43 protein-coding genes and 1 pseudogene are annotated in these 23,663 nt (G+C 33.1%); 35 read left to right on the top strand and 9 right to left on the bottom strand.

The window, feature by feature from the left end:
• Positions 1 to 6 precede the first annotated feature (6 nt).
• A complete protein-coding gene (locus GN277_RS18025; RefSeq protein WP_159752332.1) occupies positions 7 to 987 on the top strand; it encodes a hypothetical protein in 981 nt (326 codons plus the stop codon).
• Between the two features lie 179 nt (positions 988 to 1,166).
• Here GN277_RS18025 and GN277_RS32190 read toward each other — a convergent pair.
• Both GN277_RS32190 and GN277_RS18015 read right to left on the bottom strand, forming a co-directional pair.
• Positions 1,167 to 1,333, bottom strand: a pseudogene (locus GN277_RS32190) (helix-turn-helix domain-containing protein).
• A 4-nt stretch (positions 1,334 to 1,337) separates the two neighbouring features.
• The gene (locus tag GN277_RS18015; RefSeq protein WP_159752330.1) at positions 1,338 to 1,562 is read right to left on the bottom strand and encodes a helix-turn-helix domain-containing protein; all 225 of its coding nucleotides are present in this window, start codon (positions 1,560 to 1,562) and stop codon (positions 1,338 to 1,340) included.
• Positions 1,563 to 1,713: 151 nt separating this feature from the next.
• Between GN277_RS18015 and GN277_RS18010 the strand changes: the two genes are divergently transcribed.
• The gene (locus GN277_RS18010; protein WP_159752328.1) at positions 1,714 to 1,869 is read left to right on the top strand and encodes a hypothetical protein; all 156 of its coding nucleotides are present in this window, start codon (positions 1,714 to 1,716) and stop codon (positions 1,867 to 1,869) included.
• Between the two features lie 341 nt (positions 1,870 to 2,210).
• Here GN277_RS18010 and GN277_RS18005 read toward each other — a convergent pair whose 3' ends face one another.
• From GN277_RS18005 to GN277_RS17985, 5 genes are all read right to left on the bottom strand, one after another.
• Positions 2,211 to 2,519 (bottom strand): hypothetical protein, encoded by a 309-nt coding sequence (locus GN277_RS18005; RefSeq protein ID WP_159752326.1) that lies wholly within the window; start codon positions 2,517 to 2,519, stop codon positions 2,211 to 2,213.
• Complete coding sequence (locus GN277_RS18000; RefSeq protein ID WP_159752324.1) at positions 2,461 to 2,628, bottom strand: hypothetical protein; 168 nt, start codon at positions 2,626 to 2,628, stop codon at positions 2,461 to 2,463. Before GN277_RS18000 ends, GN277_RS18005 begins: the two co-directional genes overlap by 59 nt.
• Before the next feature lie 62 nt (positions 2,629 to 2,690).
• On the bottom strand, positions 2,691 to 3,209 hold the full coding sequence (locus tag GN277_RS17995; RefSeq protein WP_159752322.1) for a J domain-containing protein: 519 nt from the start codon (positions 3,207 to 3,209) through the stop codon (positions 2,691 to 2,693).
• Between the two features lie 105 nt (positions 3,210 to 3,314).
• The gene (locus tag GN277_RS17990; RefSeq protein ID WP_159752320.1) at positions 3,315 to 3,602 is read right to left on the bottom strand and encodes a hypothetical protein; all 288 of its coding nucleotides are present in this window, start codon (positions 3,600 to 3,602) and stop codon (positions 3,315 to 3,317) included.
• Positions 3,603 to 3,843: 241 nt separating this feature from the next.
• Positions 3,844 to 4,029 carry a hypothetical protein gene (locus GN277_RS17985; protein WP_159752318.1) on the bottom strand — a complete coding sequence of 62 codons (186 nt, stop codon included), beginning with the start codon at positions 4,027 to 4,029 and terminating at the stop codon, positions 3,844 to 3,846.
• 472 nt (positions 4,030 to 4,501) lie between these two features.
• On the opposite strand from GN277_RS17985, the gene GN277_RS17980 reads away from it, so the two are divergent.
• From GN277_RS17980 to GN277_RS17945, 8 genes are all read left to right on the top strand, one after another.
• Positions 4,502 to 4,678, top strand: a complete 177-nt coding sequence (locus GN277_RS17980; protein ID WP_159751426.1) for a hypothetical protein — start codon at positions 4,502 to 4,504, stop codon at positions 4,676 to 4,678.
• A 276-nt stretch (positions 4,679 to 4,954) separates the two neighbouring features.
• Positions 4,955 to 5,254, top strand: coding sequence for a hypothetical protein (locus GN277_RS17975; protein ID WP_159752316.1), 300 nt, complete (start codon positions 4,955 to 4,957; stop codon positions 5,252 to 5,254).
• Between the two features lie 106 nt (positions 5,255 to 5,360).
• Positions 5,361 to 5,732: a hypothetical protein gene (locus tag GN277_RS17970; RefSeq protein ID WP_159752314.1), complete on the top strand. Its 372-nt coding sequence runs from the start codon at positions 5,361 to 5,363 to the stop codon at positions 5,730 to 5,732.
• A 9-nt stretch (positions 5,733 to 5,741) separates the two neighbouring features.
• Positions 5,742 to 5,930, top strand: a complete 189-nt coding sequence (locus GN277_RS17965) for a hypothetical protein (protein WP_159752312.1) — start codon at positions 5,742 to 5,744, stop codon at positions 5,928 to 5,930.
• 13 nt (positions 5,931 to 5,943) lie between these two features.
• Positions 5,944 to 6,099 (top strand): hypothetical protein, encoded by a 156-nt coding sequence (locus GN277_RS17960; RefSeq protein WP_159752310.1) that lies wholly within the window; start codon positions 5,944 to 5,946, stop codon positions 6,097 to 6,099.
• A 128-nt stretch (positions 6,100 to 6,227) separates the two neighbouring features.
• Positions 6,228 to 6,662: a hypothetical protein gene (locus GN277_RS17955; protein ID WP_159752308.1), complete on the top strand. Its 435-nt coding sequence runs from the start codon at positions 6,228 to 6,230 to the stop codon at positions 6,660 to 6,662.
• A gap of 63 nt (positions 6,663 to 6,725) precedes the next feature.
• Complete coding sequence (locus GN277_RS17950; protein WP_159751419.1) at positions 6,726 to 6,902, top strand: hypothetical protein; 177 nt, start codon at positions 6,726 to 6,728, stop codon at positions 6,900 to 6,902.
• A gap of 10 nt (positions 6,903 to 6,912) precedes the next feature.
• Positions 6,913 to 7,092 (top strand): hypothetical protein, encoded by a 180-nt coding sequence (locus GN277_RS17945; protein ID WP_159752306.1) that lies wholly within the window; start codon positions 6,913 to 6,915, stop codon positions 7,090 to 7,092.
• Between the two features lie 94 nt (positions 7,093 to 7,186).
• Here the strand turns inward: GN277_RS17945 and GN277_RS17940 are convergent, their stop codons facing one another.
• The gene (locus GN277_RS17940) at positions 7,187 to 7,462 is read right to left on the bottom strand and encodes a hypothetical protein (protein WP_159751417.1); all 276 of its coding nucleotides are present in this window, start codon (positions 7,460 to 7,462) and stop codon (positions 7,187 to 7,189) included.
• A gap of 239 nt (positions 7,463 to 7,701) precedes the next feature.
• Here GN277_RS17940 and GN277_RS17935 point away from each other — a divergent pair, with 239 nt between their 5' ends.
• From GN277_RS17935 to GN277_RS30965, 6 genes are all read left to right on the top strand, one after another.
• Positions 7,702 to 8,295 carry a recombinase family protein gene (locus GN277_RS17935; protein ID WP_159751416.1) on the top strand — a complete coding sequence of 198 codons (594 nt, stop codon included), beginning with the start codon at positions 7,702 to 7,704 and terminating at the stop codon, positions 8,293 to 8,295.
• Positions 8,296 to 8,324: 29 nt separating this feature from the next.
• A complete protein-coding gene (locus tag GN277_RS17930; protein WP_159752304.1) occupies positions 8,325 to 8,510 on the top strand; it encodes a LexA family protein in 186 nt (61 codons plus the stop codon).
• Between the two features lies 1 nt (position 8,511).
• Entirely contained in the window at positions 8,512 to 8,742 is a 231-nt protein-coding gene (locus GN277_RS17925; RefSeq protein WP_159752302.1) for a hypothetical protein, read from the top strand.
• A 128-nt stretch (positions 8,743 to 8,870) separates the two neighbouring features.
• Complete coding sequence (locus GN277_RS30970; protein WP_280178605.1) at positions 8,871 to 9,002, top strand: hypothetical protein; 132 nt, start codon at positions 8,871 to 8,873, stop codon at positions 9,000 to 9,002.
• 433 nt (positions 9,003 to 9,435) lie between these two features.
• On the top strand, positions 9,436 to 9,708 hold the full coding sequence (locus tag GN277_RS17920) for a hypothetical protein (protein WP_159752300.1): 273 nt from the start codon (positions 9,436 to 9,438) through the stop codon (positions 9,706 to 9,708).
• A gap of 19 nt (positions 9,709 to 9,727) precedes the next feature.
• Positions 9,728 to 9,853 carry a hypothetical protein gene (locus GN277_RS30965; protein ID WP_280178616.1) on the top strand — a complete coding sequence of 42 codons (126 nt, stop codon included), beginning with the start codon at positions 9,728 to 9,730 and terminating at the stop codon, positions 9,851 to 9,853.
• Between the two features lie 161 nt (positions 9,854 to 10,014).
• Here GN277_RS30965 and GN277_RS17915 read toward each other — a convergent pair whose 3' ends face one another.
• Positions 10,015 to 10,521 (bottom strand): hypothetical protein, encoded by a 507-nt coding sequence (locus GN277_RS17915; RefSeq protein WP_159752298.1) that lies wholly within the window; start codon positions 10,519 to 10,521, stop codon positions 10,015 to 10,017.
• A 118-nt stretch (positions 10,522 to 10,639) separates the two neighbouring features.
• Here GN277_RS17915 and GN277_RS17910 point away from each other — a divergent pair, with 118 nt between their 5' ends.
• From GN277_RS17910 to GN277_RS17830, 19 genes are all read left to right on the top strand, one after another.
• Positions 10,640 to 10,876: a helix-turn-helix domain-containing protein gene (locus tag GN277_RS17910; protein WP_159751412.1), complete on the top strand. Its 237-nt coding sequence runs from the start codon at positions 10,640 to 10,642 to the stop codon at positions 10,874 to 10,876.
• Between the two features lie 102 nt (positions 10,877 to 10,978).
• Positions 10,979 to 11,224, top strand: coding sequence for a helix-turn-helix domain-containing protein (locus GN277_RS17905; protein ID WP_159751411.1), 246 nt, complete (start codon positions 10,979 to 10,981; stop codon positions 11,222 to 11,224).
• A gap of 147 nt (positions 11,225 to 11,371) precedes the next feature.
• Positions 11,372 to 11,932: a Uma2 family endonuclease gene (locus tag GN277_RS17900; RefSeq protein WP_159752296.1), complete on the top strand. Its 561-nt coding sequence runs from the start codon at positions 11,372 to 11,374 to the stop codon at positions 11,930 to 11,932.
• Positions 11,933 to 12,251: 319 nt separating this feature from the next.
• Entirely contained in the window at positions 12,252 to 12,992 is a 741-nt protein-coding gene (locus tag GN277_RS17895; protein ID WP_159752294.1) for a toll/interleukin-1 receptor domain-containing protein, read from the top strand.
• Positions 12,993 to 13,561: 569 nt separating this feature from the next.
• A complete protein-coding gene (locus GN277_RS30960; RefSeq protein ID WP_280178615.1) occupies positions 13,562 to 13,696 on the top strand; it encodes a hypothetical protein in 135 nt (44 codons plus the stop codon).
• A gap of 204 nt (positions 13,697 to 13,900) precedes the next feature.
• The gene (locus GN277_RS17890; protein WP_159752292.1) at positions 13,901 to 14,194 is read left to right on the top strand and encodes a winged helix-turn-helix domain-containing protein; all 294 of its coding nucleotides are present in this window, start codon (positions 13,901 to 13,903) and stop codon (positions 14,192 to 14,194) included.
• Positions 14,172 to 15,236, top strand: coding sequence for an FtsZ/tubulin family protein (locus GN277_RS17885; RefSeq protein WP_159752290.1), 1,065 nt, complete (start codon positions 14,172 to 14,174; stop codon positions 15,234 to 15,236). The genes GN277_RS17890 and GN277_RS17885 overlap by 23 nt, the downstream gene beginning before the upstream one ends.
• A 127-nt stretch (positions 15,237 to 15,363) precedes the next feature.
• The gene (locus GN277_RS17880) at positions 15,364 to 15,648 is read left to right on the top strand and encodes a hypothetical protein (RefSeq protein ID WP_159752288.1); all 285 of its coding nucleotides are present in this window, start codon (positions 15,364 to 15,366) and stop codon (positions 15,646 to 15,648) included.
• A 98-nt stretch (positions 15,649 to 15,746) separates the two neighbouring features.
• Positions 15,747 to 16,034, top strand: coding sequence for a hypothetical protein (locus GN277_RS17875; protein ID WP_159752286.1), 288 nt, complete (start codon positions 15,747 to 15,749; stop codon positions 16,032 to 16,034).
• Between the two features lie 174 nt (positions 16,035 to 16,208).
• Complete coding sequence (locus GN277_RS32465; RefSeq protein ID WP_159752284.1) at positions 16,209 to 16,595, top strand: cold-shock protein; 387 nt, start codon at positions 16,209 to 16,211, stop codon at positions 16,593 to 16,595.
• Positions 16,596 to 16,696: 101 nt separating this feature from the next.
• Positions 16,697 to 17,116, top strand: coding sequence for a hypothetical protein (locus GN277_RS17865; protein WP_159751405.1), 420 nt, complete (start codon positions 16,697 to 16,699; stop codon positions 17,114 to 17,116).
• A gap of 29 nt (positions 17,117 to 17,145) precedes the next feature.
• Positions 17,146 to 17,343 carry a hypothetical protein gene (locus GN277_RS17860; RefSeq protein WP_159752282.1) on the top strand — a complete coding sequence of 66 codons (198 nt, stop codon included), beginning with the start codon at positions 17,146 to 17,148 and terminating at the stop codon, positions 17,341 to 17,343.
• Positions 17,333 to 17,542: a hypothetical protein gene (locus GN277_RS17855; protein ID WP_159752280.1), complete on the top strand. Its 210-nt coding sequence runs from the start codon at positions 17,333 to 17,335 to the stop codon at positions 17,540 to 17,542. Before GN277_RS17860 ends, GN277_RS17855 begins: the two co-directional genes overlap by 11 nt.
• Before the next feature lie 230 nt (positions 17,543 to 17,772).
• Positions 17,773 to 18,177: a hypothetical protein gene (locus GN277_RS17850; protein WP_159752278.1), complete on the top strand. Its 405-nt coding sequence runs from the start codon at positions 17,773 to 17,775 to the stop codon at positions 18,175 to 18,177.
• A 42-nt stretch (positions 18,178 to 18,219) separates the two neighbouring features.
• On the top strand, positions 18,220 to 18,426 hold the full coding sequence (locus GN277_RS32460; protein ID WP_408641726.1) for a DUF5659 domain-containing protein: 207 nt from the start codon (positions 18,220 to 18,222) through the stop codon (positions 18,424 to 18,426).
• 17 nt (positions 18,427 to 18,443) lie between these two features.
• Complete coding sequence (locus GN277_RS17845) at positions 18,444 to 19,340, top strand: hypothetical protein (RefSeq protein ID WP_159752276.1); 897 nt, start codon at positions 18,444 to 18,446, stop codon at positions 19,338 to 19,340.
• Positions 19,334 to 20,269, top strand: a complete 936-nt coding sequence (locus GN277_RS17840; RefSeq protein ID WP_159752274.1) for a hypothetical protein — start codon at positions 19,334 to 19,336, stop codon at positions 20,267 to 20,269. The genes GN277_RS17845 and GN277_RS17840 overlap by 7 nt, the downstream gene beginning before the upstream one ends.
• A gap of 400 nt (positions 20,270 to 20,669) precedes the next feature.
• Positions 20,670 to 20,996 (top strand): hypothetical protein, encoded by a 327-nt coding sequence (locus GN277_RS17835; RefSeq protein ID WP_159752272.1) that lies wholly within the window; start codon positions 20,670 to 20,672, stop codon positions 20,994 to 20,996.
• A 147-nt stretch (positions 20,997 to 21,143) separates the two neighbouring features.
• Positions 21,144 to 23,528, top strand: coding sequence for a hypothetical protein (locus tag GN277_RS17830; protein WP_159752270.1), 2,385 nt, complete (start codon positions 21,144 to 21,146; stop codon positions 23,526 to 23,528).
• The last annotated feature ends 135 nt before the right edge of the window (positions 23,529 to 23,663 follow it).

Here is a 23,663-nt window from a genome sequence, read left to right as displayed (position 1 = left end):
ATATAAATGACGAAAATATTGCGGAGAGAATTTCACATTATATTAAAAAAAAGTAGTATAAAATTAAAAGAAATTATTTTATTTATTTTGTTTATAGTGATATTAAGTTATGTTATATATTTTTATAAAGGTTATGTGATCTCTTCTAAAGAATCAAAAGATATAGAATCAAAAGATATAGAATCAAAAGATATAGAATCAAAAGATATAGAAGAAATAATTATGTCTGAGACTAGCTATTTAAATGCAATTTCTGAAAAAACAGAACAAGAAATAGTATATAATCATTATAATGATTTTGATTCTGATGGAAAATGTGAAATGTTTGCTATTGTTGGTAGAATAATGGATGAAGACACGGTTACTGGCGAGATATGGTTTGTAAATCAGCAGGGGGTATATAAAGTGGAAGAAAGTAAAAACTATTGGAGATATCCTCAAGTTTATCTTTTTGGAAATGATATGTTTATTGCTTTTGAGGAGTATTATACTACAGGATCGCTAACATTCTTATGGGGAGTAAAAGAGGAAAAACCATTTCAACCGAGTTTAACATCTAAAGCAAATGGATTTGAAATTAATAAGTATAATGAAATAGTAATTACTAATTCTGCATATGATGGTGCGAGAATAATTCCTAAAAATTGGAAAGTGTTACCTGATGATGAAAAATGGATTATTCATACTTATAATCAATATTACTATTATTGGGATGGAGAAAATTTCAGGGAATATGGTGCTTTAGAAATTGATGATGAAGATTTATTAGAAATAGAAGGAACAGAAGAACTATTAGATTATATTATTAGTGAGGGGGCTACTATTAATGAGATATTTTATCGTGAAAATAAAATTATACAAATTAATTATCAAAAAGAGGTGCAGGAAGGTAATGATATAGTGACTTATTTTAAATTTATTTCTTTTCGATACGAAGGTAAAAAAATAGTGTTAGAAGATTGTGTTATTGGAGAGGGAAATATTTGAAAGCTTTAAATACTTCGCTCGCTGTGTATCCTAAAGAGTTTAACGTAAAATGAATTAAAATAGAATAAATACTTTTTGTTTGGGTGAGGGTTTATTGATAGATAAATAGCCAATATATAAGTATTTTTTCACAACATCTGATTCTTATCGTTCATAACATACTGGCAGATGTCTTCAATCTAGCAGTCAAGAATACGGCAAAGATCGTTTACTGTTTTCATAGAAATATCTTTGCCGTGTTTTAATCTATGGAGAGTGCTATGAGACATATGATATTTGTTGGTCAAAGTATACCAATTCTCGTTTGATTTTTCAGTGTTTTCCAGAATGGAGAATAATCAATCATGAGGTTACTCCGCAGGAAATTTATTTCGCTTGTTGCTTACACCAGAAATATAATTCATATCCACATCATAGAATTTAGCCAGCTTGATTAAAGCGTCAACAGGAATACGGGTTTTGCCATATTCGTAGTCTGCATAAGTGCGTTGACCAATATTTAAGATATTTGCTATTTTTGTTTGGGTATAGTCATTATCTTCACGTAAAGCACGAATGCGGTCTTTGTAGTCCATAGTCTCACCTCTGGATTATTGTATCTTAGAGTAGTAAACGCTATTGACAATTAGAGTAATAAACTCTAAAATATTAGAAGTGGAGGATGATTCAATGTAGGGTGAGGATAAGGTATTGAAATATAATGTGCCAGAACCAAGTGAAGTATGCATGTCAGTAGAACAGTTGCAGAGATTCTTTGATTTTATTATGGGTGATGATCTGGATTTCTATGATGAATATACGATAAATCTGACTGGGGAAGAGCAGGAGAGGATTTATAGGGAGATTATGAGGAAGATTAGTGAGTTGGAGGATGGAAGATAGGGGAGGGGTCGATTCGGTTTGCTTAAATAAGGTCGGTGTGTGGATAGAATACATAGCCCGTTTTGTGCGTCAAGATATCTCTCAATTAATGTAAACCTACCCGATATACCCATTAATCTCCTGCCCCTATCTATGCCTTGAAACGCAAAAATTTGACCTTATTTCGATTCAAAATGCCTTCACCCAAGAAGAATATACCTACACATTACAAGCCGAAAATACCCCCTTAAAACGCAAAATAAACCTACCATATAGGACAAAAAATAAGAGCCTGACGGAGCAAGAGAAAATTACCTGTCAGACTCTTTTTCATTATATAAACTATTCACCAATCACACAAATCATTTAATCAACTGATCCCTCCGGCATACAATATCATCAAAGTAATTGGTATCAGGATTGTAAACAAAAACGCTCCGAATCTTATCACCTTTTGAAAACTGTCCAGTATCATATTTCACATAAAATCCAAACGAATCAGATCCATTTCCATCACCATCTAATACAGTTGCGTCAACCATTTCAATAATAATCCTACCATTCCGATTCTCGATAACAGATGTCAGCCTGTCAAATTCTTCCTTTGTCTTGCTATGTTGAACCTGTACGCTGTTTGACCATTTGCATGACACCGATACCAACATTATCATTCATCAAATCATTACTCAATACCTTGCTTGTACTTGCTTCACTTGCATTACATCCCATTACTGCCGCTAAAACCACTGATAATATCATATTCACAATTCTTTTCTTCATATCATTCATTCTCCTTGTCTGTATTTTATGAGGGCGTAGCCATGACCACACCCTTCAAAACTCTATGCTTCTAATCTTATTCTTCCATTAGTTTCAACTTCTGTACTGCCGTAATAACTACGGATATCATCCATGGATAGTTGTCTGTGGCTTTTCTTCCTGAATGACTCAGAGTGCCAAAACCAACACTTTTTCTGACTTGCAAACTTGAAACCAAGTTCTTTCAATTCTTTTCTATGAGGATAGGTATTACCTGAAATCCATAACCATGCACCGATAATTTCGATGGTAATGTCAGAGAGATAAATAACCTTCTGTAACATTTCCCTCAATAGCTCATCTTCTGCAAAGTCATACTTCATGTTGTCATATGATGATTGTTTGTCATATGCGTTATTATCTGCCGTGTCCTGTCTTGAATGGTTATCCTTTAATATCTTGAATAGTTTCTCATACTCGACATTAATTGCTTTAGTAATATCTTCTGAGCCGCCATTATCAGGGTGATATTTCTTTAGCAAGTCCTTGTATTGTTTTCTGAGTTCGTCCAATGTTTGAACATTCTTAAAATAAGTATTCATATCTCAACCTCCATAACCTGTAAATAAAAAGAGTGTAAAGTCCTCGATAATTCAATAGACCTTACACCCTTTGGTGATATAAGTTATGCAGTTGTTATGATGGAACTATGATATCTTTTTCAGCTTCTCACTATGGTCAGAGATAACTTTTTTCATGATATCAATATCAGCCTGCATTGCTTGTATTTCTGGAACTGCTTTTTCATATCGTTTCGCTGCCGGAACATAGTTTTCTGCTAACAACTGAATGTCTTTATCAGTAACATTTTCAAGATGTAGCTTGATGTCTCTGATATCGTCCTTTAACGGTTGCAATTCTGACTTTAATTTTGCGTCTAATTTAACATCCAGTAATTGAGAGATTGCTAGTAAATCCTCGTTTGTCAATGCCATGATATATCACCCCTTCTGTGATTGTTCGTTGTCTTGGTAGTATGTATTATATCACGCTTAGGGTATAAAGTCTATTGGATTATCAAGGTGCTTTGTTTTGGTGTTGAGATTATTATAACACGATATCGTGTTATTGCAATATCGGAAAAAAGCACAAAAATAACACGATATCGGCATATATGAATTGGTTAAAATACATAACGATAACGTGTTATATATGAATAGAAATGGTTATGAAATTTTAGTTTCTATCTAATTTTTCGGTTACAGCCTGAACAATATAACCGTTTACACTTTTTGCACCAGAATCTAATATCTTTTCTTTTGTTCCTTTAGGGAATCTAACTAATACTTTATCATAGTTTTCTTTTTCCCATTTTGCTGTTGCTCTCATATGCGCTTCAGACGCTTTCTTTTTTTCTTCCATAAGATACACCTCTATATTCAAAAATTATAATATTCTCAATAACACGATATCATATTTTGTTATTAATGTCAACAAACACGATATCGTTATACAAAATGAACAAAATTGTTGACACGATAGCGTGTTATATTTAGTGAATATTCCGATATTGTAATAACACGATATCGTGTTATAATACACTTACAAGGTCAAACAAAGCAAACAAAACATAAGACCTGTAAAGCCTGGTTATCGGGGGGGGGCTTAAGTTCCGAAAACAGCGATTGCAAGCGGCTGAATACTTGCAAGGTGAAAATCCGATATTTATAGGCTGTCCACTTGAAATAAGAGTGTAGCGTCAAAGCAAAGCAGCCATTTCTATACTACGTCCCTGTGAGCTGACGATCACGAAGGCAATAGACACGCAAGTAGTATAGAAGATATTAAAACAGTTTTCTATTAAAGCACAGCACAAGAAAGGACGGTAAGCAAAATGTTATTTGAAAAAGAGATTAGAGAAGCCGAGAACAAGCTAAATAAAAAAGGTTTCTACGTTTGCAATATGGTAGAGCCTAACAATCAGCAGTATGAAGTTTATAACGGTGATGGCGAAGTCATGATTGACCATTTATCAATAGCACAACTCATTGATTTGTCAAATATGATTTAACCAAATAAATCCCCTGACGAGTCTTTGAGAATTCATATTTAAGGGCAATCGACAAGTCACACGGTCGTAGCATCAAAGCAAAATTGCCCTTTTGGGATAGCAATATCATCCTATATAAAGCAACCGAGCAAGCCGAAAGCACTCACAAACTTAAATCAATATACTGGTGAGCCATCCGAGTATTGGCAATAGTCCAGAAGATTATTTGAGGGTTGCTTCTTGATAAGAATAATATGAGTAAAGGAGATTGAGATTATGTGTTGTACGACTGAGGAAATGAATAAAACAATGGAAGCCATCCAGGAATGGAAGCGGATAAAAGAGGAAGCTGAAAATAACATTTCTAAATTAAATTTGAAAGCCATTGAATATCTTACTGAAAATGAGGAAGAGTGCAAAACAACAAATAAGAAAGGTAAGGAGATTCTTCAGTATATCGGTAATATCTGTAAAGCTACACTTTCTGAAATGGAGCGAGAGACAGTAGATAAAGAAGAAGTCAAAAAACTTCTCAGTAAAGAGGACTACCAGAAAGTTAGCAAAGTAAGCAGATTTAAAATGTTGAAGGTCAGTTAAATAACAGTGGTTGCGGTCACTATAAACAGGACTTTAAGCCGCAAGCGTTTCTATCCTGTACAAAGTATGGGATAGAGGGTAGCCAAAAAGAAAGGGGAGAAACACCATGAAGAAGATTATAGAATTTTTAAAAGAGAACGGCATTGAATACAAAACTGTCTCTTTAGGCAATCCGTATTATTACAATGATGGTTTTACCGTCCAGGGGATTACAGTCAGATTTGATTACGAATTAGCCAAGGACATGCAGGAACTTCACAAAAAGGAAGATAGGTTTCTTAAATCTATAAAGCGTAGGAAAAATTATTGTATTGGACATTCTGGTAAAAGCGGTATATACATCCCATGGTATACAGTACTTAATACAGATGATTTTGAGCGATTAGAAGAGCATGAGCGACGGATTCAAGCCGATATTGAAAAGTTCTGGCAAGAAGATCATGAACGCCGGGAACGTCAGAAATCAGCGGCCATGTAGGGGGACGGAATGAGAAAGACATACAACGTTTCATTTTTTAAGAATAATACATATCAGTCTCATATAGTGAAGTCTGATAAGAGTCCTGCTAGGATTGCACGGTATTATAGGGATGTAAAGCGAGTCAATAATGTGTTAGGGATATCGCTTGCAACTTCTGAAAGTATAAAGCATGGGAAAACAATCATTACAATTTAGGAGGTATAGAGGAATGGAAACTCAGACAGTAACATTTACAACCGTAAAGAAAAATGGAGTTATTACCAAGATTGGACGGTCAACAATTCTGCAGCCGAAACCCATTTTTAAAGGTGGAGCTGTTAAATGGTATGACGATAGTAAACTGCTGAAAGCTGGCAGGAAATAGTAAGGGTACATAGCAGATTATTAGGGTGGATGGTTCTTTTATATAGGGTTCGATTCCCTGTACATCCTATAGGCAGTAAGCCGAAAACAATCTTGATTTGGATGAAATAAAGAAAGGTGGAAAATTATATGATGAAATGGAAAGCACGTACAGAAACAACTAATATCGGCGTTTTGGAATTGGGGAACTTGACTTTTGATGAGGACTACATGGAAGTATCTATTGATATTTGCGATATGTCCGACAATCTGAAGGCTGAGGTTGACAAGGCTATTGAGATAGCAAAGGTTGAGTATACCAAAAAGCATGAAGCCGTAAACGCTGAAAAAGGTTATCATCTATCTACTGTATGGAGTGATAAGCCGGTAGTGATGGACTTTACATATTTACGAGTAGTATTAGAATTCGGCAAACCGATTAAATACACAATTTGTATAGGGTTTCATGATGCCGACAATAGTATGATGGAACAATGGGATTGTGCTATCACAGTAGATTTGTCCGAGTATGCAAACGAGCTAAAGAAAGCAATCATCAAAGTATTGGTCGATAAGTTCTTTTAGCAGCTACATAAATATTGGGATTGCTATAATGGCAGTCCCCAATAGAATAATGGAGGAAATATAATGGATTTTACTCAGGAAGAATTACAGTTAATTTATACGGCTTGTATGGGTTATGGAGATAAACTATCAGAAATAGTAAAAGGTTTCCCTCATGGGGAAGAACCCATTCGAGATGAAATATCAAAAAAAGCAGATAAGTATTGGAGGGTTGCAAGGAAAGTCACGAAATATATATAGAGGTAGAATTGTGGAAAAATTAGCATATGAATTCAGGGATTTTAAGGAAAATATACCTGCAATTATTAAAAATAAGCTGAATGATATGATCATCCGGTCAATAAATATATATCTGATGAATAATATAATAGAAGGCTGCATACCGACAGCGGAATATTTGTTACTTAATGCCAGTATCAGTTGGACATGATGTGATTTTGACAGATGTGATTTAAGAGTAGGGAATGTTAAATGAGAATAATTATCAATAAATAATGAGAAAAGAAAAGCACAACGGAAAATAGTTAATCTTCTGATTGTGCTTTTTTCACTTTCTGGGTGGCATGGATTTCTTCTACAGCTTTTTCAAGATATAGTTGTCTCCATTGCTGGCGGATGATCTCTTGTTGTAGTTCCTTAGAACGCTTATTGAGATAGTTTTCAAACCATAACATAATGGATGGCGGAATAATGGCTTGAGGTGTCTTGCGGATCAGGAAAAATAATATGTCCTCTAATTTGTCATGGAGATTTGATAAAAGTTTTTTGAGTGGATTTCGTGGTTTGATTTCAATGTCCATGGTGATTGTCCTCCTGTAATTGATACTATTATATAGGGAGAAACACGGTATGACAATGGGGAAAATGGGATCTGGAAATGTTGTTCAAGAAAACACTTGAAAATGTGAACAGTTGGAAAATAGTCATTTTGGAATGAAAAGTATGGGGAAAATAGCCGATTTTGTTCAAGAAATAGTTTATACCTTTTTGTGAACGATTTTATGGATTCTCTATATTTGGATGGAAGGAGGGAACGGATTTGAAATATGGATATGCAAGAGCCTCAACCAATGAAGATAAGCAAGATATAGGTAGACAGAAAAGAGAACTGGTTGCATTGGGAATTAAGGAACATAATATTTTTTGGGAATATGAAAGTGGATCCCATGAGGACAGGGAAAAACTGCAGCAGCTTCTTGAAACGGTAAAGGAAGGCGATACGATTGCCTGTACAGAGGTAAGCAGGTTATCCCGTTCGACAAAGCAATTATGTGAGATATTGGAAATGGTTCAGAATAGGAATTTGAAATTAGTTGTAGGAGGCTTCATTGTTGATTGTACTGGGAGTAAAATTGATCCTATGACCATGGGAATGTTGCGCATGATGTCAGTATTTGCACAAATGGAGAGGGAAATCACAATCCAAAGAATAAAATCGGGCTTAGAAAACGCAAGAACAAAAGGGAAACATATTGGACGGTATAAAACTAAGATAGAAGATATCCCGCAATCATTTTTTAGATATTATCCAAAGTTCTCTAATGGTGTAATTAATCTATCAGAATTTGCACGGCTGGCAGGACTTAGCAGGAATTCTGTTTACAAATATTTGCGTATTGTGGAAGGAAAATAGCGGCATAATGGAAAGGATGAAATAAGGTTATGAAGAAGCAGGACATAAACTCAGAAGATCATAAAATAAAGAGCGTATATAAGTTTATTGTAGATTACTTTAAGAAATATGGATTTGCTCCTTCATTCCGGGATATCTCTTCAGGGACAGGTATAAAATCTCCATCAGATGTACGAGAGAAATTAAAGAAGTTGGAACGGGCAGGGATTGATTAAGATGAATGATTTTCAACCAAGAACCATATCATTAGCAGGATATAAATGTGTCAAAAGAGGAAGATCTAGGGACGACACCAGAAAAAGTAACCAGGCAAAGAAAGAGGTATGTGATAATATCTTGCTGTCGTTAAGGATGAAGGGGATGCTTTCTGATGAAGAGTTGCAGATAGTGGAGGATGCATTTTATTCTACTGCTGAGCGATATGTGTTCAAGAATAAGCAGGAATGAGGTTGTTGAGATTACATAATGTTCGGTAGAGGCTTGAAGCGGATCATGGAAAATTAAGAAAAGGTAAGAAATATAGGTGTTTATAACGGTTTTCTTGTGTCGTATGGCATGAGGGAGCCGTTATTTTTTTGCCTGATATGGTGGAAAATGTGACTGATTCGGTGGAAGGGATTTATTTTTTGGCGTTGGAGTGGTGTGGGATTGGATTGGTGAGTGGAGTTTTTGGAAAGGGTGAGAGGGATGGAAAGTTTACCATATAAAAATCTATTGATATGGTCAGTAAACGTGATAAAAGGTACTCAAGAAAAATATGTTCGGGAAGTGATTCGGAGGAAGAAACTATTTTGTTTCTTTTTTGTTTGATAGGGTTTAGTGTTGTTGGCTATTGGATTAATGGGAAATAAATTTTTGGAGGTATGAAATTTTAAAACCTACTAACATGATAGGTTTATATAGTAATTGAGAATGATTATCAATTATTGAATTTGTGTTCGGGAATTTTGTGGGAGAGGGGGAATGTGAATGTACATATAAAATTGTAAGATATGTTGTTTAAAATACTTTATATGATATAGATAAATATAAACGTAGCATAGCCATATTGAAAAATTAAAAAATAGGTGTTACTATTTTAAAGAGATATAAACGACAAATATTTATACACCAGATAAGTGGAAAGGACGGAACATAAAAATGGATATTCGTTTGCTAAAATTATCAAACTATAAAGGAGAAAGGGATTCATTAACTTCTCAGGATATACTGTCAATTCATTTGGGATATTTTCTTATGAATGGGAAAGTAACATACTCTACGGATAAAGCTATTGCAGATCAGCCTGAATATGTAATTTTGGTTCTTGGTAATTTCCCGGTTTGCTATTGGTGTCATGTAGAAGATTATGACTATAAGAGTGGTGAAATATTTAAGACACAAAAAAAACTTACAAAAATATACTCCGGATAAATATAAGGAAGATAGTAATATGACGTGGTTGTTAATAGATTCGATGAAAGAAATCCCAAAAGAATTTTTAGATTCTATTGAATGTAATAAAGAAGTTATGGAGTTTATTGGAAATAGAGCTAATCATAAAAAAATAGAATTATAATATTATTGCAACCCGTATTACTACAGAAAACCCACAAAATATAAGAATTTCTGATAGGAATATGGAAATTATTTCAGACCATTGTAATCCATAACAAAAATTTAAAATATCCACAGTAAAGGTTAGCCATGAAACAATAACAAAATGGCTAACCCCTTTTACTATTCCTCAAATATCTCCAAGCTAAATTTCTCCAGATCATCTTTAATATTATACCTAAATCCATTCTGAATATCCTGTGTATAAGAAATCTTAAAGCTGCTATTCCCGCGCCTATGGGCAGCCTCATTTAGATAAACAGTTATATGCAATTCATTTGGATACCCATTGATATCATAAGAAAACAAAATCCCTTTTAACGAGTTATCTATTATCATTTGAATAACTTCTCTGGCAAATTCTTCCTTGTCTGGTATAAATATCCGGTGTGACAAAATAGAAACATCTTGAACATATCCATTCCTAAAACTCTCGATCGTACTGCTATATCCTTCTATCAGGGGTATATTGTCCTCAGTGGTTTCGGATTTATTTATGGGGTGTTGGGTTAGTGGGGCAAAATGAGGATTAGGGGTTAATGTATCCATTATTTTACTTCCCCATTGTAAACAAGCCAGAATACCTATAGTTACAGATATAATAAACAGAGTGATCCATTTCTTTTTCATATACATACCTCACTAAAGCCATATTTTATATCTATAAGTCATAGAATATCACATTTCCTGCCATTTTGGAATCGAATTTCCTGCCATTTTGGATACAATTTTATCGGGATGGTGAAATATGGAAAGAATAAATCAACGGACAAACCACATAGTAGGGACAAACATCAGAAGGCTAAGGTTGGAAAAAGGGTTGAAAAACAAGGAGATTGTCGCACAGCTTCAATTACATGGAGTGGATATATCTACTGGCACTTATAGTAAGATTGAGACTGGCAGAAATAATCCCAGTGTGGATCTGTTAATTGCATTGACGGATATATTATCATGCAGTTATGATTCATTTTTCCAAAAGTAAAGCTCCCTATTATTATGTGCAAAACTATGGGAAAATATTATCCTGCTATTTTGGAATCACTTTTCCTTCTATTTTAGATATTGTTTTTATAGAGGTGATAGTATGGAAAGGATTAACCAACGGACAAATCATTTGGTGGGAGAAAATATAAAAAGATTAAGGATAGAGAAAGGTTTAAGAAATAAAGATATCGTAGCGAAATTACAGGTAGAGAATGTTGAAATCTCCACAGGCACATATAGCAAGGTTGAAATGGGATTGAATAATCCGAGTGTAGACTTGCTTATAGCTTTAACTAAAATTTTTTCATGTGATTTTAATGCGTTTTTCCAAGGATATGATATCTGAGACTTAGAAAGAAATTTAAACGGATAGAAGCCAAAACGGTTCCATTGATTATTTAGTGGAAAGAACAGATAAGGGGGAAATCAATAAATGAGTTGTATTCTCTGTCCTAGTCCCTTATAATATTAACCAAGATCGGAGGTGCAGCGGATGAATGTAGTAAGAAAAGAAGAGACTTGCAAAGAAACCTATACAATAGATGATATATATGCTCTGCCAGAAGGTGAGAGGGCAGAATTGATTGAAGGGCAGATATATTATCTTGCGACACCAAGTAGAACACATCAAAGATTGTTATTATCATTAAGTAGAAAGATTGCAGATTATATTGACATACACCAAGGAAACTGTGAAGTAAATATTGCCCCATTTGCAGTATTCTTGAATAATGATGATATCAATTATGTAGAACCCGACATTTCGGTTATTTGCGATCCTTCAAAGCTAGATGAAAAGGGATGCCATGGGGCACCGGATTGGATTATTGAAATTGTATCTCCTGGCAGTAAGCAGATGGATTATTATAAGAAGCTGCTTAAATATGGTACGGCAGGAGTTAGGGAATATTGGATTGTAGATTTTGAAAAGAATCGGATTACGGTATATGATTTCCAACGGGATTCACTAGAAGAATATGCTTTTTCTGATAAAGTCAAGGCAGGAATATATGAAGATTTTGAAATTGACTTTTCTGAAATAAATATTAAATAAAGGAATATAAAGTTAAGTTAGGCAAAGTTAGTAGCCCGATATCGCTAATTAAGCTATAAAATAAAAGATTATTATTGTTTTTGGGAAGATTATGTTAATTGTGTGAGTTTTTGTTAGGCTATGTATTTATAGAGAGAATGTTGTTTAAGAAAGTATATGGTTTAAATTGAAATTTCATTTTGTAAAGGGGGCATAAAATTATGATTAATTTATTAATAACATCCGACGGTACTGCTTGGACTAAGTCGCCAGCTTTTTAGAACCTGAACGTTGTCTTACAGAATATATTTTACCTGAGTTAAAAGAAAAGTATTCAACTTTGTCCCCAAGAGCAATAAATGAATTAAAGACAATCCCTTGTTTATTTACATATGAAAAATTCCATAAATCAGAAGGATATGTAGGGTTTATAAAAAATATAGATATCTATCAAAAAGGCATTAAAATTGATTATGAACTTACAGGACAAGTAATTACTTTTGATAATTTAATGCAACTTACTGAATTACTTGATATGGGTACATGGGAATGGAACAGGACACATTGGACAATAAAAAAGACAAAGCTAGAAGAGTTGAAGCCATATCTTCAAGGGAATTATATTAATAAACCTAAAATTTTTATTTCTTATAGTTGGAATCCCCCTTCTAATCAGCAAAATGTTTTTAGTTTGATTAATAAATTAGAGAAAGATGGAATTAATGTTGTGTATGACAGGAAAGACTTACATCCTGGACAAGATATGAATTATTTTATGGAACATTTTCTTACGTCTGATGAAATAGATTCAATAATTATTGTTTGTAATGAAGACTATGCAGAGAAAGCAAATAAACGTATGGGTGGCGTGGGATATGAGTCAGAAATGATAATATCGGAGATTAAAAATGAACCATTACAAAGAAAATATATACCAGTGATATTTGAGCATGGCGATAACGGTGAATTGCCATTGCCTAATTTTCTGAAATCTCGTTATTGTGTGGATCTGTCTAGGGATGAAGGTTATGATGATTTATTAAATGCGATTAAGAGGTTAAAAGAAGAATTCTCTGCTTAAAGGAGATAGTTTTATGGCGGTGAATATTATTGAGGATGTTTCGGTGAGGCGATACTATTTTGAAGTATCGCCTTTAGCATTTAATAAAAGTTTCATTTGTTGGTTATTCATTGAAAAGCTTTATATAAATGTCCGAGTTTTATTAATATAGATTTACATTTTTCTTTGTACTAATTTTGGATAAAATTTTTGGAAAGTTATCACCATCAAAAATATACCATTTTTCTCAAATTCCCAATAAAAAAACAGAACAAACATTCGATTTTTGCTTGACAAGAACATACATTCGATATATAATAACCATCAAGGAAATACAAAAGACCTCTCCTCAAACGGTGCGCCAACACCATCGGACAGGTCTATTACATAACTAAGAGCAAAATCGCTCACTTGTATTATCACACAGCTTTATCTGATTTTCAAGCGTTATGGGCGATTCTGCCAAAATTTCCATAGGAATAGTTACCATATTGAAAGTGACGTTTCATTTATTATGATGAAACATTCATTAATATACTCTTTTTAGTGTTGGAAGAAAAAATTTATAATATCTAGCTTTTGTTAAATCTATGGATATTACAAAGAAAATTACAAAAAGAGAAGTACAACATTATATTGATAAAATTAAGCAACTTAATCCAATCAAAAAAGAGAATGATATTTATGAAAGCACATTGAAAATTTCACAAGGGGGATTTCGATGAAAGAAAAATGGAGAAGTGGTAAGAGAAGGAATGTAGATAAGTGGATCGTGTTCCCTTATATAAGGAAGAAAGTGGTTTCTGATGGAGAAAAATATGATACATCTTAGGTGCAAAAGGCTGAAAAGCCTATAATTTTTACCATAATTAATCCAAGTTGGTAAGAAACAAAAAGAGAATATCATTAAAAGAAAGAAGGTGATAAGAGTGAATGAAGAGTTAGTCAGAACACAGTATGTGATTATGCAACTTTTAAGAAAAAATAAAGCTACTAACTGTATAAGGGGCATGACAGCGATAGAACTTTCAGAGCAAGAAGGAAGAAATAAGCCTAATACATTGTACAAGCATATAAAGATTCTTGAGAAAAGAAATTTGGTTGAATCTGGTGTCAAAGTAGAAAGGGCAAACAGCTATTATATCAATGAATTAGGTTTGGAGCTACTAAAAAAATATGATGATATGGAGGAAGAAAAGAATGGATACAACAATGAATGTTAAGGGATGGTATGGTTTTGTAGGTTTAGGGCAGATGGGCGGTAATATGGCTAAGAGTGTTCATGTAAAGGAATATCCTATTATGGCAGCGAATACGGCTCAATCAGATTTGAATGGTTTGGATATACCGGAAGAAAGCAAATACCATATTTTGGGTGGATACGGAAGTAGCAAGGAACGTAAAAAGGCAAAACAGTTGTTAGCAGAAAATAACTGTGAGAATTTTGACTTGCTTATCAATGAGATTAAGGAAAGATTCAAGGATTGTAGGGTTATCTTCCTTATGGGAAGTTCTGGTGGTGGTTCGGGTAGTGCGATTGTGCCAGCTATAAAAATGAGATTACAAGCGGAAACGGATAAAATCATTTGTGTGGTAACGTGTACACCTGATGATAATGCCAGTATGAAAGAGTATATGAACTGCTATGAGTTTTTCCAGGAATTAGAAACCATAGAGGGCGGTGGTGCGACCTTCATTATTGATAACAATAAAAATAAAGAAAAATTAGTTCTGAATGAACAGTTCGCTTGTTATCTGGATGCGTTTTTGAATTGTGAGACAACATCTACAAGGGGCGTGGTTGATCGGGCAGAAATTGAGAATGTTCTATCACAAAGGGGAGTTTGCATTGTGAATAAGCAAGGCTCTGATAAAGCAGCTACTCAAACAGTGATTGAAAGGATTAGGGATAATATATATGTGCCGTTGGAGAATGATGGTGTAGTGGCGAACATAGCATTGGTAAATTCTAATAACAATGTGAGACTGAATGAAATAATTGAAAGTGTTGGAAAACCACTTGCTACATTTGAGGGGTGGGAATCTGATGCGACAGTATTAGCAATATCAGGTTGTTCTCTTCCATATAAGAAGTTGGAAGAAATCAAACAGAAGATTGAGGACAATAAAGACACGATTAAAAGAAATTTGACAGCTACAAGTGAACGTAAATTAACAGGAAGTATTGACTTTTTGGGAGATATTACCGCTGAAAAGCCGAAAACTGAGAAGAGAAAGTCTACAAGGGATTTATTGTTTTTATAAGATAGTCAGAATCAATCAGAGTTAATAAGGGATTGGTAATAGCTAGTCACAGATAATCAGTAAATATTTCATCGTGGTCAGAATATACTAATTCCATACTTGGAAAAGGAAGTGGAGGATATAGGTAATGGCATACAACAATGAATCAATACGAAACAAGCTAATTGAGATTACCAATAAAGGATTGATGTTAAAAGCAATCGCATTAAATATAGGCTTGGATGTAAATAATCTATCCAGATTTAAAGGTGGTTTGAACTCGTTAAAAGAATCTGATGTAAAACTTTTATCAGAATATCTGGATGCCGTAGTTATTCCACAGTGGAATACTATTGCAAAAAGGCAGAATACGGAGTCAAAAGGAAAGCGTAGAAAAGTTAGTTTAGATTTATTGCGTGAATTAGATAGTTAAGAATAGAAATATAGAAGTAAATAATAAGTGGATATAAAGCATAAAGCAATATCCCAATATCCACTCACAAAAATAAAAACCAAAGGAGATTAAAGAAAATGATGAACACAACGGAAGCAACAGAAACAAGAGAAGTAACAGTAAAAGAATTAGTAGCTGCATTTAAAGGAAAATATGTCAATATTTCTCCATCGGATCACTATGGAATTTCCATCAACATGCAAAAGGCTACACTTGAATTAGAGGAGGACGATTGTTCAGAACTATATCTTGTGTCCAGAGACGAAGAAAACAGAGTGACAGCTTCCATATGCATTGATGAGGATTCCATTGAAAACATTGAGAAATATGATGGTACATACACGCTTAATTTGCTTTCTGTATGACAAGCGTTGATATTTCGGAATAGAAAGAGGTTGAAGATATCACAAAACAACATGCTAAATGTTGGATTGCAAAAAAAATAATTTGACAGAAATAGAAGTATATTACAAGGCAGTATCCCATATAAATGCTGCCTGTCATATAAAAAAATACACGAAGAAAAGGAGAACAAAATTATGAAAGCGATGGTAAAATTTTTCAACAAGTCTAAGGGCTGGGGGTTCATTTCATCAAGTGACAAGGATTATTTTGTCCACTATACAGGCATTAAAATGGATGGCTACCGTTATCTGGAAGAAAATGACATTGTGGATTTTGAGGTTGAAACGCTCAAGGATGGCAGAGAAATAGCGGTCAATGTCGTGCCTATTCTTACAATGCAGATGGTAAAGGATGCCTTGAAAGATGAAGGATTGCATATAAAAACGATAAAGGATTCCCATGGTGCCAAGAAGTATCTCGTAGTAGATGGAAAGAATGTGATCCAGTCAGATGAACAAGGCATGTCTTTCCTAGATTTGGCTTTATATGCAGGTTTTTCTACAAGTGAAGAAGTAGCATAAGATTTCTTCACATTTGGAGAAGTAGTTATATAGAATAGCTGAGAGTTGGTGAAAGCTGACTCTCTATAATAAAAATATCAGAATATGGAGGATAAACGAAAATGGAATTAAAAGAATTCTTAGTAGCATTATCAAAACACAACAAAACAAAAAGAGGTTTTCAGCTTCATTTGAACAGTGGAAATCTCGATGAAGAGGAAAGCAGCAAGCACATGGACGTTGAATTTAGCGATATGTATTTCACGAATTGTGAATTACTGAAAACCACGCCATTACTTTGTTTTTCAAACACTGAAAGGAATCCAATAGGACAATCAGAAGATGGGAAACCGCTTTATCCGTGTGAAGTCAACAGTTCCATGTACATAGACCTGTCAAAGATTGAGGCGATTGAGGATGTACAGGATTTTGAGGATTGGTTTGAATTTCCATCTGAGCGGTTAATCAATCTCTATATGTTCCCTGAAGATGATTATTTAGACGGAAATAGGAACGTGGTTTCAATCGGATTCATGGCTTAGGATAAGTCTTAGAGATAAGGTAGTTATTTTTGAGAAATGATATTTTAGGCGGTATATCTGCAATTAGGTATATCGCCTTTAGAGAATATAGCTTAAAGGAAAGAAGATTTTACAGAAAAAGTGTAAAAGACATTCTTCAGAAGGAGAATATTTTTATAAAACAACCAAAGAATATGTATTCAAGAAAAAAGGAAAAAAATAAGGGAGTTGAAATTTATGAAAAATGAATTGACAAGAGAAACAATTAAACAAACAGTAGATGATTTCTTTGGGGAACATGAAGAAAAGGAATTGACAGTAACCGTATCATTGGATTCAAATAACAGGAAAGCAATTTGTAATTTTCATATTGATTCAGAGATATATGAGATAGTGGAAGATTCTACTAAAACAGAATTGATTATCAGTAACTATGCGTCACATTAGTATCATTGATTCCTAATGATGTAACAATCCGCTATGAAGAAGTTACAAGATGTGAGTCTACTGTCAGGACAGGAGAAGCAAAAGATGATATTGTGGCTCATGTTTTGGAGATTGCATTAAAAAATGGCACAGTAATGGAACTTGGATTTTGTGTATTTAATATGGATTGAAAAGGAGAATAGAATTATGGGATTTATTGATGTAAAAGATGAGATAGGAGGAATGAAGTAATGAAATACCCTAAATATGGTACATGGTGTAAGCAAAATATAATTGAAACAATAAGAAAACAGAAGATTAATGAAACAAAGAAATGTCTGGAGGAACTTATTTTTAATTCAGATAGTGAATTGTATGAAACTGGTGTATTTGACTATGATGTGCCAGGTATTCTATGGATTATTAATGGTGATCCAGAAAATTTAAATAATTCATTGTTTTCGGCAGTACAGCATAAATTTGATGAAAAATATTTCCAAATGGCACAGAAAATTAATCCGCAAATGGATATAAAAGCTATAAGAAATGATGGTGGCGATAGTTTAAAGATGTTATTTGCAACTTTAAAAAATATTACAATGGATGAGTTAAAATGTGCAGTTATGTATGCTTTTGATTGTGGAAGAGAAGAATGAAAGTACGAAGCTATCTTAAGAATTAGAAGGGAGGAATGATTTATTACAACAAGAGATAATAAAAAGAATACAGATAAAAAAGCATTTCCAGTATACAATCAAAAATTAGCTGGATTTTTGATGATGTCTGGTTATAGGCTTATGGGTATTGAAGAGAATACAAAATATAAAGGAAAAAACGTTTTTTATTTTATGGAATCTGTAAATATTCGTAAAAGCATACAAGCCTACTTTGGAAATTCAAGATAACATAGGAGGCACTAACGATGAATACGAATATTGAAAACTGTAATACGAAATTATTAGATGAGCAAAAACGACAGTTGAAACATGAGATTATATATGGTGAAAACTCAGGACATTTTGCGGTGTTTGATATAGAAGCCGGATGTAGGAAAACCAGAACTGCTGAAAGTGCATTAGTTGATTTATATAAAGATGGTAAAAAAGCAATTTTTGTAAGAAGAACAGATAATGACTGTAGAGAATCTATGAATAATATAAATAAGATGGCAGGAATGGATATTGCATTTGCATATAATAATGAGGATGTACCAACAACTACAGTTTCTAAAATCAATGCATATTTGCATAATATTCCAATTGTAATTATTACTCATCAAAAATATACAGTATTAATGAAAGATATTGGAAAACGTAAAATATTTGCAAAAAGTAGAAGTACATTGGTAATTGATGAGTTTTTATCAACAATCAATGTAATTTCTCTTGGAAATAGTGATATAGAAACATATAGATCTTTATTTAAAAATGATAATATATTGTTACAAGCATTTGAAAAGGCAATGCATCAACCGATAGATTTTTTGACTACATGGAATAAAGAAAATAGTGAACGAAGATTTATAACTTTAACAGATAAATCTCCAACTAAGGACTTTAATATGCTGATTAAATTAATTCGTTCAAATGTGACAAATGTTTTGCTGAAAGATTGGAGAGAAAAAATCAGGTGTAGTGTGGATTCTGTACCAGATCTCAATCTTGTACTATTAGATGATATATGCACTGTTAAAATATTATGTGAACATATTTTGGAATATAAGCAATTATTTACAGGAATGTGCTTATATAGCGATAAGAAATTATATACTACCGATAAAAGATATAGTTATTGGTTTTGGATAATAATATTATGCTAGATGCTTCAGGGGAATTACAAAGTGCATATTCCTTAAATCAAGAGGAATTTGCATTACAACATTGCGGAAAGGTTTTAGATCATAGTCACTGGAAAATCATAAATGTGCCAGTTACTACAACTACTGCCATTAAAGATAAAATAATTAATTTTTATGACGTAGTGAATAGTGCTTTAAAAAAATATGGGAATGATATTTTAGTAGTCGGAAAGAAAGACGAGATGTGCTTGATTGATGTACCAGAAGAGAATAAAGGTTATTTTGGGAATATTACAGGTAGTAATCAATGGTATGATAAGAAAAATATTGCAATTATACAAACCCATAATTTAAGTGATGTAGATTACATATTAAAGTATCTTCATTATGGCAAAGATAGCATAGAAGAAGCATTTCCATTAACTTGTAAATGTAATGGAAGAGCTGTGAAAAGAATATATAGTTTTACAGATAAGCGTTTAGAAAAAATACGTGTTTTTTGGATTGCATCTGAAATATATCAGGCGGTTAAAAGAGTAAATCGAAATATGAAGTATGATACAGATGTATTTATTTTTATCAATAATACAGATGTGATTGATTTAATAAAATCTCAAATGGAAAATTGTTTGGTTGAGACAGTAAACTATGACAGTAACATGTTTATTATGGAAAAGAGCAAGCAAGATAGTTATGTGGAGGCATTAAAACAAGATAGCTATGCAAGCAGATTTATTGATTTTCTTGCTGAAATTCAGAATGGACTGCATCCAGAATTTATTGATAAACAGCATAGAATTCCGAAAGTAAGGGTTAGGGAATATTTGGGAATAAAGAGTAGTGGAAATTTCAGCAATAAAGTATTAAATAAATCGGAGGTAATTTTATACTGTCAAGCAAGAGATATTAATTTGTCAGGACAATATATCAGATTACCATATGCAGGATAAAGTGAAATGTTACCCCTTTTCTATATAATATTAATTCTTTTTATAAGAAATGGGGTAACAAATTGAATTAGATCTCGAAATGTTACCCCATCTCTATATAAAGATATATTTAATAGAAATGGGGTAACAAATTGAAAATTAATTTGGGGTTGTATTCACAAATATCTATATATAATAGAAAAATGTGTATTCGTCCCCAAAGAAAATATCTGCTTACAAAAACATATCATTATTGAACAGACTGACATATTGCGAGCCGCCGCTTTTTGGCGGTGAGTAATGTGGCAGGATGCTCCAATAATAATCACGGACTAAGGGCAGATAAGGACGGCGTAGCTGGACTTAGCTGGTCTTAGGCTGTGCCTACCGTCGGAGACAAACAGAAGGAGAATGATAATTTATGACAAGACAGGATAAAGAAAATTTACAGAATAAAAAATTTACAGATACATTATTGATTTCATGTTTGGCAGCTTGTGAACCAGTAATTAGTAAGAATGCTTATCTTGAAAAGAAATGGTGCCATGATTATAAGGATTATGGGGGATACAATGCAACACGTTTAGAATGGATGGGATATAGAGAAAAAATACGTTCTTTATTATTGCCTATCTATTCTATGAAAATGATTATACAGATGACTAAGGGATGTAAGGATAGAGCAACACAGAAGGAAGTATTAGAAGTGATTAGTTTGATTGATAAGAATGATTATGAGTTGGTGTAGTCCCTGACAGTAGGCATTTCGCTTGCTGAAAAGCGCAAGCTCATGATTTTGCTCACAAGCATAGCTTGTTCGCAATTATAGATTTTTTGGATGAAATACTTTAAAAGGATGGTGGACGTAATAAACAGAGTAATATGTAAAACACCTATGACTGTAGATTATTTTACAGAAGATGGACTTATAAAGCAGATCGGATTAACAAAAGAATATTGGAACAAGGTCATTATAAAGGAAATTATTGATAATGCCCTTGATGCTATTGAACCATTAAATAGTAAACAAATATATATTGTCCAAGATGTGTCCTCTATGGGGATATATGATAATGGTAATGGCCTTAGTTGTGATACTGTAAAAAGCATTTATGATTTTAAATTCTATATAAGCCAGAATCGTGTATATGTGACAGCTTCAAGGGGCAAACAGGGAAATGGACTGAAAACAATAATTAGCATCTGCTTCCTTAAAAAGTATCGTCTTTTATGGCATACAAATGAAGGTGTCATACTGGAGGGCACCATAGACCCAGAAAGGGTGAAGGATGGGGAAATATGTGTTGAATTTAAAGAAATAGGAATTACCCAGAAAAGAGGTATAGAAATATGCAGATATGACTTACATCAATCATCTTTTTATAAAAATTATGTATATTTCTATTCTGTCTGTAATCCAGATGTATCTTTTCATCTTGATTATTTAGGTACAGAATTCCATAATCCTGCAACAATAAAATGCGTTGATAAATCACAAAATATATCATTGGCTTATTATGATTTTGATACATTCAAGCAGTTCATAACAAAAACCCAGGATGGAAATACTACCTATAAAAAATTTCTGGAAGAATACTTTGGTACGAGGATAAAGAATAAAAGTAGGATCAAATCAAAAATTAAAGATATAGATTTTAGTGATCAGGAATTTATCAATGATTTTCTTATGCTAAAAGAGGATCAACAGACTAAAAAATATACATTATTAAAAAAACAACTGATAGGATTAAGCAATGTATTGAATACATCTATTGAGATAGAGGACAGTAATTCTCTGATAGGTAAAAATGATATGGTTATCCCATGTATTGTAGAGTTTTCTGTAAGGAAAGATACATTTAAAGGAGATGCAAATAGAAAAGAAGCAGATATTGAATGCTACATCAATAATTCCATTACATACAACAATAGTTGGAGCATAGGATTTGATGGTGGATGGTACAAAATAGGAAACAAGTCTGTATATGCAAGGGATTTAGATGATCTATTAAAAGATATGTCCAATTTTTCATTTGTGTTCCATATTGTTTCGCCATATCTGAAATTTACAGATGCAGGGAAAACAAGGATTGACATAACATGCTTTTTTAATGAATTACTAGAAAAGCTCAATAAGGCCATAGCAAAGGAAAATCGTATTTTTAGTTCTGATAATAAGAGGACTAATAACAGAGCCGTTATGAGGGATTATGTAACGGATGCTTTCAATATGGCAAGTGACAATGGAAGATATGCGATTACTGCACGTCAAATATGGTATAAAATGCGTGAGATTTCGGGGGTAGAAGAGAAGAAACACACCTACGCAGACTTTACACAAGAAATCTTAACAGAATGGATTGACGATAATCCAGAATATGAAGATAAGGTCAATTTCAGTGACAGGGGGAATTTTTTTGTAAATGGTTCTCAAAATGGCTTAGGGACTGCAAATGTAAGAAGTTTTATTAATTCGATTGGAACATCCCAAAATATCTTTAGATGCTATGGAGGAATTAGCAGTAATATCCATATAGATCCAGATTTTGACTTGATTTATAAATATGACAAAGTGCTGTATATTGAAAAAACAGGTTTTGATGCAATCTTTAAAGCTGAGAAGATTGGCGAAAAATATAATATGATTATTGTATCTGGACAGGGGTTCTCTACAAGGGCGGCCAAAATGTTATTATATAAGTTTCAGAAAATGGGGTTGAAGTTATATTGTTTACATGATTTGGATATATCAGGAATATATATTTTAGAATCTTTTGGTACTCCAAACAAAAAATTTAAAGAGTGCATTTACATGGAAGATCTTGGTGTTACTTTGTCTGATGTAGAAAAGTACCATATCGAGCCTGAAAAAGTGGAAATCAAAAAGGAAGACAAGAAAAAATTGAATAATTTATCTTATGGATACAGAAGATTTTTTGATGCAGGTACATTTTATAGGCGTGTAGAACTTAATGCGTTCACGACAGGACAGATATTGGAAATGCTGGAAGATAAATTATCATGCGTTAATAATTTGCCTACCATAAATTTAGAAGACTCACTGAATATAGACCATAAGGCGGTTAGAGAAACGGCATTTATGCGGATAATGGCAGATAAATACAGGGAGCAACTGGAGAAGATCCATATACCGATTGATTTATCATCTTTTAAAGGTAAATATACGGTAGATATGGCAAAGAAAGAGATTCCTAATATTGAGGAACAATTAATAGAACGATATGAAAGGGAGATTATGCAAAAACTTAACATTTCATAAAAGTTAGAACTTGTTAGACAAATATTTTAAAATGTTAAGTTTTTTCAAAAGATAATAATAATTGGAGGGGAACGGATATTAACAACACAAAAATCAAGTATTTGCAAGTAGAAGATAGATTATATGAGGTAACGA

This window comes from Sporofaciens musculi, from assembly GCF_009830285.1.
Classification (GTDB): Bacteria; Bacillota; Clostridia; order Lachnospirales; family Lachnospiraceae; genus Sporofaciens; species Sporofaciens musculi.
Note: the sequence above shows the minus strand (reverse complement) of the source record. Positions and strands in the feature narration are given on the sequence as shown.

Coding starts and splice junctions, on each gene's coding strand:
- GN277_RS18025 (WP_159752332.1), top strand. CDS start 7: ATGACGAAAATATTGCGGAGAGAATTTCACATTATATTAAAAAAAAGT.
- GN277_RS18015 (WP_159752330.1), bottom strand. CDS start 1,562: ATGGACTACAAAGACCGCATTCGTGCTTTACGTGAAGATAATGACTAT.
- GN277_RS18010 (WP_159752328.1), top strand. CDS start 1,714: ATGTCAGTAGAACAGTTGCAGAGATTCTTTGATTTTATTATGGGTGAT.
- GN277_RS18005 (WP_159752326.1), bottom strand. CDS start 2,519: ATGATAATGTTGGTATCGGTGTCATGCAAATGGTCAAACAGCGTACAG.
- GN277_RS18000 (WP_159752324.1), bottom strand. CDS start 2,628: ATGAAGAAAAGAATTGTGAATATGATATTATCAGTGGTTTTAGCGGCA.
- GN277_RS17995 (WP_159752322.1), bottom strand. CDS start 3,209: ATGAATACTTATTTTAAGAATGTTCAAACATTGGACGAACTCAGAAAA.
- GN277_RS17990 (WP_159752320.1), bottom strand. CDS start 3,602: ATGGCATTGACAAACGAGGATTTACTAGCAATCTCTCAATTACTGGAT.
- GN277_RS17985 (WP_159752318.1), bottom strand. CDS start 4,029: ATGGAAGAAAAAAAGAAAGCGTCTGAAGCGCATATGAGAGCAACAGCA.
- GN277_RS17980 (WP_159751426.1), top strand. CDS start 4,502: ATGTTATTTGAAAAAGAGATTAGAGAAGCCGAGAACAAGCTAAATAAA.
- GN277_RS17975 (WP_159752316.1), top strand. CDS start 4,955: ATGAATAAAACAATGGAAGCCATCCAGGAATGGAAGCGGATAAAAGAG.
- GN277_RS17970 (WP_159752314.1), top strand. CDS start 5,361: ATGAAGAAGATTATAGAATTTTTAAAAGAGAACGGCATTGAATACAAA.
- GN277_RS17965 (WP_159752312.1), top strand. CDS start 5,742: ATGAGAAAGACATACAACGTTTCATTTTTTAAGAATAATACATATCAG.
- GN277_RS17960 (WP_159752310.1), top strand. CDS start 5,944: ATGGAAACTCAGACAGTAACATTTACAACCGTAAAGAAAAATGGAGTT.
- GN277_RS17955 (WP_159752308.1), top strand. CDS start 6,228: ATGATGAAATGGAAAGCACGTACAGAAACAACTAATATCGGCGTTTTG.
- GN277_RS17950 (WP_159751419.1), top strand. CDS start 6,726: ATGGATTTTACTCAGGAAGAATTACAGTTAATTTATACGGCTTGTATG.
- GN277_RS17940 (WP_159751417.1), bottom strand. CDS start 7,462: ATGGACATTGAAATCAAACCACGAAATCCACTCAAAAAACTTTTATCA.
- GN277_RS17930 (WP_159752304.1), top strand. CDS start 8,325: ATGAAGAAGCAGGACATAAACTCAGAAGATCATAAAATAAAGAGCGTA.
- GN277_RS17925 (WP_159752302.1), top strand. CDS start 8,512: ATGAATGATTTTCAACCAAGAACCATATCATTAGCAGGATATAAATGT.
- GN277_RS17920 (WP_159752300.1), top strand. CDS start 9,436: ATGGATATTCGTTTGCTAAAATTATCAAACTATAAAGGAGAAAGGGAT.
- GN277_RS30965 (WP_280178616.1), top strand. CDS start 9,728: ATGACGTGGTTGTTAATAGATTCGATGAAAGAAATCCCAAAAGAATTT.
- GN277_RS17915 (WP_159752298.1), bottom strand. CDS start 10,521: ATGAAAAAGAAATGGATCACTCTGTTTATTATATCTGTAACTATAGGT.
- GN277_RS17910 (WP_159751412.1), top strand. CDS start 10,640: ATGGAAAGAATAAATCAACGGACAAACCACATAGTAGGGACAAACATC.
- GN277_RS17905 (WP_159751411.1), top strand. CDS start 10,979: ATGGAAAGGATTAACCAACGGACAAATCATTTGGTGGGAGAAAATATA.
- GN277_RS17900 (WP_159752296.1), top strand. CDS start 11,372: ATGAATGTAGTAAGAAAAGAAGAGACTTGCAAAGAAACCTATACAATA.
- GN277_RS30960 (WP_280178615.1), top strand. CDS start 13,562: ATGGATATTACAAAGAAAATTACAAAAAGAGAAGTACAACATTATATT.
- GN277_RS17885 (WP_159752290.1), top strand. CDS start 14,172: ATGGATACAACAATGAATGTTAAGGGATGGTATGGTTTTGTAGGTTTA.
- GN277_RS17880 (WP_159752288.1), top strand. CDS start 15,364: ATGGCATACAACAATGAATCAATACGAAACAAGCTAATTGAGATTACC.
- GN277_RS17875 (WP_159752286.1), top strand. CDS start 15,747: ATGATGAACACAACGGAAGCAACAGAAACAAGAGAAGTAACAGTAAAA.
- GN277_RS32465 (WP_159752284.1), top strand. CDS start 16,209: ATGAAAGCGATGGTAAAATTTTTCAACAAGTCTAAGGGCTGGGGGTTC.
- GN277_RS17865 (WP_159751405.1), top strand. CDS start 16,697: ATGGAATTAAAAGAATTCTTAGTAGCATTATCAAAACACAACAAAACA.
- GN277_RS17855 (WP_159752280.1), top strand. CDS start 17,333: ATGAAAAATGAATTGACAAGAGAAACAATTAAACAAACAGTAGATGAT.
- GN277_RS17850 (WP_159752278.1), top strand. CDS start 17,773: ATGAAATACCCTAAATATGGTACATGGTGTAAGCAAAATATAATTGAA.
- GN277_RS17845 (WP_159752276.1), top strand. CDS start 18,444: ATGAATACGAATATTGAAAACTGTAATACGAAATTATTAGATGAGCAA.
- GN277_RS17840 (WP_159752274.1), top strand. CDS start 19,334: ATGCTAGATGCTTCAGGGGAATTACAAAGTGCATATTCCTTAAATCAA.
- GN277_RS17835 (WP_159752272.1), top strand. CDS start 20,670: ATGACAAGACAGGATAAAGAAAATTTACAGAATAAAAAATTTACAGAT.
- GN277_RS17830 (WP_159752270.1), top strand. CDS start 21,144: ATGACTGTAGATTATTTTACAGAAGATGGACTTATAAAGCAGATCGGA.